The 11,970-nt window shown below is 72.6% G+C and carries 7 protein-coding genes; all 7 read left to right on the plus strand.

The window, feature by feature from the left end:
- Positions 1 to 67: 67 nt before the first annotated feature.
- The 7 genes from BG90_RS24625 to BG90_RS24655 are packed head-to-tail and all read left to right on the plus strand — an operon-like array spanning position 68 to position 11,932.
- Entirely contained in the window at positions 68 to 4,108 is a 4,041-nt protein-coding gene (locus BG90_RS24625; protein WP_374189775.1) for a cellulose synthase subunit BcsC-related outer membrane protein, read from the plus strand.
- Positions 4,109 to 4,118: 10 nt separating this feature from the next.
- Complete coding sequence (gene bcsE, locus BG90_RS24630; RefSeq protein WP_232355227.1) at positions 4,119 to 6,623, plus strand: cellulose biosynthesis protein BcsE; 2,505 nt, start codon at positions 4,119 to 4,121, stop codon at positions 6,621 to 6,623.
- Positions 6,620 to 6,832 carry a hypothetical protein gene (locus tag BG90_RS24635; protein WP_010109568.1) on the plus strand — a complete coding sequence of 71 codons (213 nt, stop codon included), beginning with the start codon at positions 6,620 to 6,622 and terminating at the stop codon, positions 6,830 to 6,832. Before bcsE ends, BG90_RS24635 begins: the two co-directional genes overlap by 4 nt.
- A complete protein-coding gene (gene bcsQ, locus BG90_RS24640) occupies positions 6,829 to 7,614 on the plus strand; it encodes a cellulose biosynthesis protein BcsQ (protein WP_010109566.1) in 786 nt (261 codons plus the stop codon). The genes BG90_RS24635 and bcsQ overlap by 4 nt, the downstream gene beginning before the upstream one ends.
- Positions 7,611 to 10,145, plus strand: coding sequence for a UDP-forming cellulose synthase catalytic subunit (gene bcsA / locus BG90_RS24645; protein ID WP_045568431.1), 2,535 nt, complete (start codon positions 7,611 to 7,613; stop codon positions 10,143 to 10,145). Before bcsQ ends, bcsA begins: the two co-directional genes overlap by 4 nt.
- Before the next feature lie 33 nt (positions 10,146 to 10,178).
- On the plus strand, positions 10,179 to 11,744 hold the full coding sequence (gene bcsG / locus BG90_RS24650) for a cellulose biosynthesis protein BcsG (protein ID WP_010119605.1): 1,566 nt from the start codon (positions 10,179 to 10,181) through the stop codon (positions 11,742 to 11,744).
- On the plus strand, positions 11,741 to 11,932 hold the full coding sequence (locus BG90_RS24655) for a hypothetical protein (RefSeq protein ID WP_010109560.1): 192 nt from the start codon (positions 11,741 to 11,743) through the stop codon (positions 11,930 to 11,932). The genes bcsG and BG90_RS24655 overlap by 4 nt, the downstream gene beginning before the upstream one ends.
- Positions 11,933 to 11,970: the final 38 nt, after the last annotated feature.

Consider the following 11,970-nt stretch of genomic DNA (forward strand, 5'->3'; position numbering starts at 1 on the left):
AGCGGCTCCAGCCTCCGTTCCCGCTCCGGCGGCGTCGATATGCGACGCTCCGGTCCAGGCCGTCCCGATGACGCAGGCGTCGTCGGTGCGGCTCGCGTCGATCCCGAGAACGTCGTCGGACGCGATGTCGGCGAATGCCGCGTCGATGCGGCAGGATGCACGGCGTCGACGCTCGCCGGCGCCCGAGATGCAGGCGAGCGCGGCGGCGTCGCAGCCGCTCGCGCGCGCAGGCTCCGCATCGATGCCGCTTCGCTGGGCCGCGCCGCCGTATTCGATATCGACGACGCAATCCCCGCAGGCCCGCTTCGTCCCGACGCAGCCGCGCGGCGCGCCCGCGACGCCGCAGCCCGTCGCGACGCCGCACGCGCCCGGCGCCGAAGCCGCGCGTCAGTTGTACGCGACGGCGCGCATGTGGGCGAACAAGCATCGCGACGACCTCGCGCGCGATGCGCTGCGCAAGGCGCTGCTGATCGCGCCCGGCGATCCGGTGCTGCTCGCCGGGCAGACGCGGATCCTGCTGCGCGTCGGCGATGCGAACGGCGCGCGCGCCGCGCTCGCGCGCCTGAAGGCGGCGGCGCCCGGCGCGGTCGCGACGCGCCAGGTCGACGACGAATACCGCGTCGCGACGAGCGGCCGCGAGGAGATGGCGCAGATCCGCCTGCTTGCGCGCAGCGGGCGCGGCGACGACGCGGCCCGGCGGATCGTCGCGCTGTTTCCGCACGGCGCGCCGGCGGGCTCGCTCGGCGCCGAGTATTACCAGATCGTCGCGAACGCGCCCGACGGCCGCGCGCGGGCGATCGACGCGCTGCGCCGGACCGTCGCCGCCGATCCGTCGGACGTCGACGCGGCGACCGTCCTCGCGAAGCTGCTGAACCAGCGCGGCGACACGCGCGCGGAAGCGAACCGGCTCGCGTGGACGCTCGTCGCGCGCCCGGACACGGACCGGCGCGCGGCGCTGTCGCTGTGGCGCAGCGTGCTGCAATCGGCGGGCCGCGATCTCGCGTATCTCGACGCGTTCCGCGCGTACCTGACATTCGTTCCCGACGACGACGAATTCCGCGGCGACGCCGCCGCGCTCGAACAGCAGCGCGAAGCGCAACTGCGCCTCGAACGCGATCCGGACTACATCGCGCGGCAACGCGGCCTGCAGGCGCTCGCGCGCGGCGACCTCGCGGCCGCCGAGCCGCTGCTCGTGCGCGCCGCGCAGGCGCGCGCGGGCGATCCCGACGCGGTCGGCGGCCTCGGCCTGCTGCGCTTGCGCGAGGGCCGGCACGACGAAGCGCGCGCGCTGTTCGTGCGCGCGGCCGCGCTCGCGCCGGACAATCGCGCGAAATGGACGAGCCTCGCGGGCACCGCGCGCTTCTGGGGCACGCTCGCGCAGGGCCGCGCGGCGGCCGCGCAAGGGCGGTCCGACGACGCGGAGCGCGCCGCGCGCGCGGCGCTCGCGCTCGAGCCGGACAGCGCCGACGCGAAGCTGCTGCTCGCCGATTCGCTGCTCGCGCGGCGCGACTGGCGCGCGGCGGAGCCGCTGCTGCGCGCGCTGCTTGCCGCGCGCACGCCGAGCGTGTCGGCCGTGCGCAGCGTGCGCACGCTGTACGAAGAGACCGGCCGCCTCGACGCGTTCGGGCCGCTCATCGACGCGCTGCAAAGCCGCTTCGCCGCGGCCGACGATCGCCGGGCGCTCGCGCGGCTGCGCGCCGATCTGCTCGCGCAGCAGGCGGACGCGCTCGCGACGGCGGGCAAGCGCGGGCCGGCCGCGCAGCGCTACGAGGCGTCGCTGCGCATCGCGCCCGACGCGCCGTGGACCCGCTTCGCGCTCGCGCGGCTGTATCGCGACATGGGCCTGCCGCAGCTGGGCCGCGCGGTGATGGACGACGGGCTGGCCGCGTCGGACGCGGCCGACATGCGCTACGCGGCCGCGTTGTATCGAAACTCGCTCGACGACGTCGCGGGCGCGCAGGCGGTGTTCGCGGCGATCCCGGACGCGAGCCGCACCGACGGCATGCGCGCGTTCGCGCATAAGCTCGATGCGGAGGCGGCGCTCGCCGACGCGCGCGCCGCGCTCGCGCGCGACGACCGCGCGGCGGCTGCGGCCGCGCTCGATCGCGCGCGAAGCGCCGCGCCCGACGATCCGGACATGCTCGCGGCCGTCGGCGCGCAGTGGATCGACCTCGGCGACCTCGAGCGCGGCCTCGCGCCGCTGCGCGACTGGATCGCCGCGCATCCGCAGCAGGCCGACGCCGACGTCCGGCTGCGCTATGGCGATCTGCTCGGCGGCGCGCGGCGCGACGACGCGCTGGCCGCGTGGCTCGACGCGCTGCGGCGCGGCTCGCCGCTGAGCGCCGCGCAGACTGCGCGCCTCGAGGATCAGGCGCTGCGGCTGATCCTGCGCGAGACCGACGATGCGCTCGAGCGCAACGACTACGCGCACGCGCAGCGCCTGCTCGATCGCGCGAGCCCGGCGGGCCAGGCCGATCGCCGCTACGCGCTCGAGGTCGCCGAGCTGGCGCGCGCGCAGGGCCGCTACGATGCGGCGCGCGCGGCGCTCGCGCCGCTGCTGGCGCGCACCCCCGACGATGCCGGCGCGCAGCTCGCGCTCGCGCGCATCCTCGACGACGACGGCGAGCACGCGCAGGCGCTCGCGCTCGTCCACGACGTGCTCGCGCGCACGCCGCCCGACGACGTCGACACGCAACTGTCGGCGGTGCGCCGGCTGACCGCGCTGAGCCGTCCGCGGGAGGCGGCGCGGCTCGCGGACACGCTGCGCGTCGCGTATCCGGCGCGCGCGGACGTGACGGTCGCGGCCGGGCGGGTCGCGCAGGCGCTCGGCCGCTACGACGACGCGGAATCGCTGTACCGGCAGTCGCTCGCGCAGGAGCGCGCGACGGGCGTCGCGCCGCGCCGCGACGGCACGACGCCCGCGCAGGCCGCATGGACCGATCTGCAGCAGCGCCGCGATCCCGAGATCGAAGCGGGCTGGCTTCCCGCGTACAAGTCCGGCGACGAGGGGATCTCCGCATACCGCGCGCATCAGGCGCCCGTCTATCTGCAACTCCCGTATCGCTACGACGGCCACGTCTTCGTCCATCTCGACGCCGTGCGGCTCGACGCCGGCACGCTCGACACGAGCGATCCGCGCGCGTACGCGCTCAACACGTTCGCGACCCATCCGGCGCTCGCCGATCCGTCGGCGGCGCCCGGCGGATCGCTGCGCCAGCGCGCGACGGGCGTCGGCGGCGGCGTCGGCTACCGGACCGACGCGTGGCGCTTCGACGCCGGCACGACGCCGCTCGGCTTTCCGGTGCATTACGTCGTCGTCGGCGTGCGCTATCGATTCGACACGGGCCCGGCGAGCTTCTCGGTCAGTGCGTCGCGGCGGCCGGAGACGGGCAGCGTGCTGTCGTACGCGGGGCTGCGCGATCCGTGGACGGGCGCGACGTGGGGCGGCGTGAGGCGCGACAGCGTCGACCTGCACGCATCCGTCGACATCGGCCGCGTGAACCTGTTCGCCGATCTCGGCGCGGGGCTGCTGACGGGACGCAACGTCGCCGGCAATTCGGCCGTCACGCTGCGCACGGGGTTCATGGCGCCCGTCTACCGGCGCGCGGACATGCGCGTGAGCGCGGGACTCGTCGGCAACGCGTGGCACTACGCGCAGAACCTGCGCTTCTACACGTACGGGCAGGGCGGCTACTACAGCCCGCAGCGCTATCTGTCGATCGGCATGCCGATCGAATGGGCGGGGCGGCGCGGCCCGTTCACGTGGGACGTGACCGCGACGGCCGGCGTGTCGAATTCGTATGAACGGGATTCGCCGTACTTCCCGAACGGACTGCCGGACTCGACGCTCGTCAAGTCCGCGCAGGCGCTCGGCAACCCGGTGTTTTCGGGGGGCTCGACGCGCGGCGTGTCGTTCTGGTACGGGTTCACCGGCGTCGCCGAGTATCGCGTGAACGCGCGGCTCGTCGTCGGCGCGCGGTTCGACATCGATCACGCGCACGACTATGCGCCGAGCTCCGGCCTGGTGTACGTGCGCTATTCGTTCGACGCACGCAAGGACAGCGGCGGTTTTTCGCCGTCGCCGGTTCGACTCTATTCGAGCTACTGATGGACGCGACATGAACGACTCACGCGTGAAATCCGATCCGACCTTCATCCGTTCCGAGCGTGACGCCGCCGAGGCGGGCGCGCTCGGACGCCTGCGCGCGCTGTGGCGCGCATGGTCGCGTGCCGTGACGCCGCGCGACCGCGCGGCGGCGCCGAACCGGCTCGCGATCGACGCGCTGCCCGACGAGTGGACCGAGCTCGCGCCGGGCGGGCTGTATGCGGTGTACGCGGCGGCGCGCACACCCGCGTGCGATGCGCTGATCTGGGAGAGCGTGCGGCATGCGCGCACGCGCGACGTCACGGTCGTGCTCGCGCGCGAGCGCGCGGACGTCGCGGCGCGGCTGCGCGAGATCGGCTTCGGCGAGGATGTGCATGCCCGGGGCTGGCCGCGCCGGTTGAATGTGCTCGCGATGCCGCCCGATGACACGATCGCGATCGCGAACGCGAACGCGAACGCGGACGCGGACGACGCGATGCGGGCGGACTCTGCCGATGTCGCGACCCGCGCCGGGCTCGATGCGCGGGCGGCGCGGCGCGGGGCGGAAGGCGACGCAGGGGCGGATGCATCGGGGGCCGGCGCTTCGTCGGGCGTGTCGGTGTCGAGTTCGTCGAGTGTGTCGGATGTGTCGGATGTGCGTGGCGTGCACGTCGTATCGGATGCTTCGGAAGACAAGGACGCCACGGACGTGTCGGAAGCACCGGACGCATTGAATGCGCAGCAACGCGCCGCGCCGCCGCCGGCCGCGTTCGCGCGCCTCGTCGGCGGCCTGCGCGCGCTGAAGCGCTACCGTTTTCGCGCGAACGCGCTGTATTTCGTCGAAGGCGCCGAGCGCTGGTTCAGCTGGCACGATCCGGTCGCGCTGACGCAGGAAGGGCGCGCGCTCGCCGGCTGGTGCCGCGCGCACCGGATCGCGCTCGTGCTGCTGATCGACTCGCAAGCGGCGGACGCGGACGCGAACCGCGCCGGCGGGGCGCGCGCGATCGCGTCGCGCGCCGCGGTTGCCGTTCGCGACGAGGCCCGCGCCAAGGCCCGCACCGAGGCCCGCACCGAGGCCCGCACCAAGGACCGCACCAAGGACCGCGCCGCCGCATTCGCCGGCGACGGCGCGCGCTCCGCGCGCGGCGGATTCCACGGCGCATGCGCGGGCGTCGCGCAATTGCAGCGCACGCACGGCGAGCTGCGCTGGATGGTCGATTTCTGGCGCTCGCGCGGCGCGGTCGCCACGGGCGAGGTTCGCGCGCTGCGCTTCACGGGCGGCGGCCGGCTGACGGCCGTGCGGGCGGCCGGCGCGCACGCGCTGCGCGGCGATGCGCGGCTCGCGTTCGACGAGGCGCGCGTCGTCGTCTGCCGGCGCGTCGTCGAGCGCGAATCGTGGGTGCCGGGCGATTGGGACGTCGTCGACGACAACGCCGCGGTGCTCGCCGCCTGCGAAGGCGCGCACGCGGCGACCGCCGTACTCGCGTTCACCGGCCGCGCGCAGCTCGAAGCATTGTGCTCGGCGATCCATGCGCTGCGCCTGCGGTGCGGCGGCGCGCTGAAGATCGTCGTCGTCGAGCGCGGCGAGGCGCTGCGTCATCAGTTCGAGCTGCTCGCGCTGAACCTCGGCGCGAATCAGGTCGTCGCGCGCAATCTGCCGTTTTCGCGCGTGCTTGCGGTGCTGCGCTCGCTGCAGGGGCAGTTGTATGCGCGCCCGGTCGCGGCCGACTATCGGGCCGCGCTCGCCGCGTCGCTCGGCGACACGGTGCTCGGCTACCTGCCCGTCGCCGCGTTCTGCGCGCATGCACGCGCGGTGCGCGAACGCAGCACGGTGCTCGCGCTGTCGCATACGCTCGTGAAGCTGACGCTGCTGCCGGGCGTGTCGCATGCGGACGCGCTGCGCGCGTGCGCGTTGCGTCGTGCGGGCGACGTGCTGACCGCCGACGCGCAGCATCTTTACCTGTTCCTGTTCGCGTGCGAGCTCGCCGATGCGAGCGACGTGCTCGGATACATCTTCAGCGTGCCGGTCGAGCGGATATCGGATCGCGTCGCGCATCTCGCGGAGGAGAGCATCGAGCATGAGCTGAGCGCGCTCGATGCGGCGAACCGGCGTGCGCCGATCGCCGATTACAGCGATCTCTTTTCGGCGGCGGCCGTCGTGAAGAGCGGGCCCGATGCGCGCACCGCGATCGAGCATTCGGTCACGCCTCGCATCGAAATCCCGCCGGACGAACGCATGCCGCGACACGCGCCGGGCACGTCGACGCCAACGAGCGCCCGATCCGCATCCCATACGCCGCCTCGACGACCGACGCTCCCCGTATCGCCCATATCGCCCATATCGCCCGTCTCGCGCGCACCGACCGAAACGGCGCAGATCGTCGTGCCGTCATCACCCGTGCCGATCGCTTCGATCGCGACGCCGCGCTCTGCGCATCCGCTTCCGTCGCCCGCCGCCGGAGCGATCGTCCACGCCCGCACCCGAACCCGCACCGCCACGCGTGATGTGATGCCGCTGCGCATCAAGGAGGCCGAATGATTTCGCTGATGATCGCCGGCTTCGTCGCCGGCGTCGTGATCGCCGTTCCGATCTGGCTCGTGACGTCGCGCGCCGGCGCCGGCAAAGGCCTGTCGCTGCCGCGCGATTTCGATCGCCGCGACGCGGTGCGCTGCACGCTCGAGCCGGTCGCGCTGCACGCGCGACTGCTGCCCGCAGGCGCGGCGCGCAAACGGCGAGGCGCGCAATGAAGACGATCGCCATCGTTTCGACGACGGGCGGCGCGGGCCGCACGATGCTGACGGCGGCGCTCGCGGTGCTGCTCGCGCGTCGCGGGCGACCGGTCGTCGCGCTCGATTTCGATCCGCAGAACCTGCTCGGCGTGCAGCTCGGGCTCGACGCGTTCGCGCCGTCGGGCATCGCGCACGCGCTGACGGGCGCGGACGCCGCCTGGCACGCGTACACGTGGCGCAGCGCGGACGGCGTGCTGTTCGTGCCGTACGGCCACGTCGATCCCGCGCAGGCGCTCGCGTGCGACGGGCGGCTGGCCGCCGAACCCGGATGGCTCGCGCGCTCGCTCGCCGACGTCGACCTGCCGGCGGACGGCGTGGCGCTGATCGACACCGCGCGCTACCCGTCGCAGCAGGCGGCGCACGCGCTGCGCTGCGCGGACCTCGCGTTGTGCGTCGTGCCGCCGGATCCCGCCGCATGCGCGACGGCCGCCGCTCGGCTGCCGGAGCTGCGTGCCGCGCATGCCGCCGCGCTGCGCATCGTCGTGAACCGCTTGAACCCGGCGCGCGACATGCAGCGCGACGTGCTCGCGATGCTGCGCGCCGCGGCGGGGCCGGGCGCCGTGCTCGAGCAGCGCGTCCATCTGGATGCGGCGCTGCCCGAGGCGCTCGCGCGCGGCACGTGGTTCTTCGACGACGCGCCGCATTCGCAGGCGTCGCATGATCTGCACGGCGTCGCGAACTGGGTCGACGCGTGGCTCGATGTAGCAGCCGAGCGCGGCGCGGCGGGAACGATCGCATGAAATCGCACGCGACATTCCGCCGGCGGATCGGCGGCGCAGCGGGGCGCGCTCGCGGCTGGATCGCGCGCGGCCTTGGCGTGCGTGACGAACGCTCGCCGTTCGACTGGCTCGTGCGCGTGTTCTTTCACGCGCCCGCGCCCGGCAAGCGCGACGTCGTGCGCGACTGGCTGCGCGCGGCGATCCTGTGGGCCGCCGCGCAATGGGGAGTGACGCGGCCGCGTCGCGCGCGCGACTGGCTCTGGCGGGCGTTCGTGCGCGCGCCGCATGAAGCGCGATCGCGCGCGCGCGATCCGTTCGCATGGATCGACGCGACGCTCGTGCCGGCATATCTGTTCGCGCGACGCGTGCAGCGACGCGTCGACGGAGGGCTCGCGCGCCTGCCGTGGCATCGCTGGGGCGAGCGCATCGAGCGCGGCGCCGAGCGTGCCGGCACGCGTCGCTGGCTGCTGCCGGCAAGCGGCGCGGCGGGCGTCGCGCTGTGGCTCGCGGCCGGCACGTCGCCGCTTGCGCCAGCGGGCCAGTTCACGTTCTTCGCGACGGTCGCCGCGCTCGCGCTGACGCTGCGCCGCGTGCCGGGCCGTCTGCCGACGCTCGCGCTCGCGACGTTCGCGCTGCTCGCGATGGCGCGCTACATCTGGTGGCGCAGCACCGAGACGCTCGATTTCCGCACGCCGGTCGAGGCGTTCGTCGGCTATCTGCTGTACGCGGCCGAGGCATACACGTGGCTCATTCTCGTGCTCGGCTTCGTGCAGACCGCATGGCCGCTCGAGCGTCCGGTCGCGCGCCTGCCGGACGATCCGGCCGGGTGGCCGAGCGTCGACGTCTACATTCCGACCTACAACGAGCCGCTCGCCGTCGTGAAGCCGACGGTGTTCGCCGCGCAAAGCCTCGACTGGCCCGCCGACAAGCTGCGCGTCTATCTGCTCGACGACGGCCGTCGTCCGGAGTTCGAAGCATTCGCGCGCGACGCGGGCATCGGTTATCTGACGCGCGACGACAACCGGCATGCGAAGGCGGGCAACATCAACAGCGCGCTCGCGCAAACGCGGGGCGAATACGTCGCGATCTTCGACTGCGATCACGTGCCGACGCGCTCGTTCCTGCAGACGACGATGGGCGCTTTCCTTCGCGATCCGAAATGCGCGCTCGTGCAGACGCCGCATCATTTCTTCTCGCCGGATCCGTTCGAGCGCAACCTCGGCACGTTCCGCCGCGTGCCGAACGAAGGCAGCCTGTTCTACGGACTCGTGCAGGCGGGCAACGACCTGTGGAACGCGGCGTTCTTCTGCGGCTCGTGCGCGGTGCTCAAGCGCGGCCCGCTCGAAGAGGTGGGCGGCGTCGCGGTCGAGACCGTCACCGAGGACGCGCACACCGCGCTGAAGCTGCATCGCCGAGGCTATACGAGCGCGTACCTGCCGACCGTGCAGGCCGCCGGCCTCGCGACCGAAAGCCTCGCGGGCCACATCCGGCAACGCGCGCGCTGGGCGCGCGGCATGGCGCAGATCTTCCGGATCGACAACCCGTTCGTCGGCCGCGGCCTCGGCTTCTTCCAGCGCGTGTGCTACGGCAATGCGATGCTGCATTTCTTCTACGGCGTTCCGCGGCTCGTGTTCCTGACGATGCCGATCGCGTACCTGTTCTTCCATCTGTATTTCATCAACGCGTCGGCGCTCGCGCTCGCGAGCTACGTGCTGCCGTACATGGCGCTCGCGCACGTCGCGAACTCGCGGATGCAGGGGCGCTTCCGTCACTCGTTCTGGGCCGAAGTGTACGAATCGGTGCTCGCGTGGTACATCGCGCTGCCGACGACGATCGCTTTCCTGAGCCCGAAGCACGGCAGGTTCAACGTGACCGCGAAGGGCGGGCGGATCGACGAAGGCTACGTCGACTGGGCGACGTCGAAGCCGTATCTCGCGCTGTTCGTGCTGAACGTCGCGGCGATCGCCGCGGGCCTCGTCCGTCTCGTGCTCGGCGGCGGCGACGAGGCGTCGACGATCCTGATGAACGTCACGTGGGCGCTGTACAACCTCGCGATGCTCGGCGCGGCGCTCGCGGTCGCGCGCGAGGCGAAGCAGGTGCGCGTCACGCACCGGATCGCGATGCGAGTGCCGGCGACGCTGCTCTTCGCCGACGGCACGACGGCCGCATGCCATACGAAGGACTACTCGGCGGGCGGTCTCGGCCTCGATGCGGTGCCGGGCGCGCGCCTCGCGCTCGGCGACACGCTCGACGTCTGCGTGAACCGCGGCGACCGGCCGTTTCATTTCCCGGTGCGCGTGACCCGCGTCGACGAGGCGCATCTCGGCGTGCAGTTCGAGTGTCTGACGCTCGAACAGGAGCGGCAGCTCGTTCAATGCACGTTCGGCCGAGCGGATGCGTGGCTCGACTGGCGCGAAACCGGCGCCGACGACGCGCCGTTGCGCGGGCTCAAGGAGGTGTTGTCGATGGGCGCAGAAGGTTATGCGCGGATGCTGAGGGCCGCGGCGAGCGAGGTGCATGCGATCCGCACGGCCGACCGTACGCGTCATTGACGCGCCGATTCAATTGACGACGGAGTCGCGTCGATGACGTTCTGGAATCTGTACTTCATTCTCAAGATCTGCCTGTTCGCGGCGGGCCATCTGAAGCCGATGTGGATCGCGAACATCGGCTTCGCGCTGGCGCTCGCGTCGAGTTCGCCCGTGAGGCGGCGCGGCTTGCGATTGCTGCGTCACGCGCTCGCGCTCGCGATCGGCGCGCCGCTGATGTATTACGAAGCGGACGTGCCGCCGTTCGCGCGGCTCGTCGAGACGCTCGGCAGCCTGCGTGCGTTCAGCTTCGGCTACTGGATGGAGCTCGTGCCGCGCTTCGTGCCGCCGATGCTCGCATTGACCGCGCTCGGCGTCGTGATCGGCTATCTGATCGTCAACCGCTGGCTGCGCGTCGCGACGTTCGTGCTGCTCGCGCTGATCGCGCTGCCCGTGTGGCAAGCGGGCAGCGCCGCGCTCGCACGCTTCGACGCTGCCGCGGCCGCGGCCGCCGCTGCCGCGAAGCCCTCCGACATCGCCCGCGCCGCGCAGCCGCAGGATCGCAACGCGGCGCTCGCCGCGTTCCGCTCGCAGGAGTCGCAGCGGCAGGTGACGTTCGGCCGCCCGCCCGCCGATCCGGCGACGCGGTTCGACTTGATCGTGCTGCACGTATGCTCGCTGTCGTGGGACGATCTCGACGTCGCGAAGCTGCGCAACCATCCGCTGCTCGGCCGCTTCGACTATCTGTTCACGAACTTCAGCACGGCGGCGAGCTACAGCGGGCCGGCCGCGATCCGCGTGCTGCGCGCGACGTGCGGACAAGAGGCGCACGCGGACCTGTACAAGCCCGCGCCCGCCCAGTGCCACTTGTTCAAGCAGCTCGCGGACGCCGGCTTCGCGCCGCAGACGCTGCTGAACCACGACGGCCATTTCGACAATTTCATCCAGCTGATCCACGACAACATCGGCGTGCCGAGCGCGCCGATGATCTCGAATGCGGACGCGCCGGTCGCGATGCACGCGTTCGACGGCTCGGCGATCAAGGACGACTACGCGACGCTCGCGAACTGGTACGCGAAGCGCGGCGCGACGGCGGGCCCGGTTGCGCTGTACTACAACACGATCAGCCTGCACGACGGCAACCAGTTGTCGAGCGGCCGGATGTCGAGCCTCGAGTCGTATCCGCTGCGCGCGCGCAAGCTGATGGACGACTTCGACCGCTTCGCAGACCTGATTGCGTCGTCGGGACGGCGCGCGGTGATCGTGTTCGTGCCCGAGCATGGTGCGGCGCTGCACGGCGATGCGAAGCAGGTCGCGGGGCTGCGCGAGATTCCGACGCCGCGGATCGTGCACGGGCCGGTCGGCGTGCGGCTCGTCGGTTTCGCGGGCGACCACGGCACGACGACCGTGATCGACGTGCCGACCAGTTTCCTCGCGGTCGCGCAATTGCTGTCGAATCTCGTGTCGAACAGCCCGTTCAAGCCGGGCGTGACGCTGTCGCAATACGCGGCCGATCTGCCGCAGACGCGGATGGTCGGCGAGAACGAAGGCACCGTGACGATGACGACCGCGACCGGTTACGCGGTGAAGACGCCGGACGGCGTGTGGATCGACGAAAAATGACGCACGAGCATCCGGGCGCGGCGGCGCGCGACGAGGGGCCGCTGCCCGCAAACGACATCGCGGGGCTCGCGCGCCACGTGCCCCAGATCGATCCGGCGCGCTACCTGGACGAGCAGGCGCGGCTCGCGTATCGGGATGCGCTCGACCGGTGGCCGGTGCTTGCGAAGCTGATGGGGCTGGCGGATTGACGTTCGGCGGCGGCGTGCGCCACGCGCACCACGCCGTC

The organism is Burkholderia oklahomensis C6786, assembly GCF_000959365.1.
Classification (GTDB): Bacteria; Pseudomonadota; Gammaproteobacteria; order Burkholderiales; family Burkholderiaceae; genus Burkholderia; species Burkholderia oklahomensis.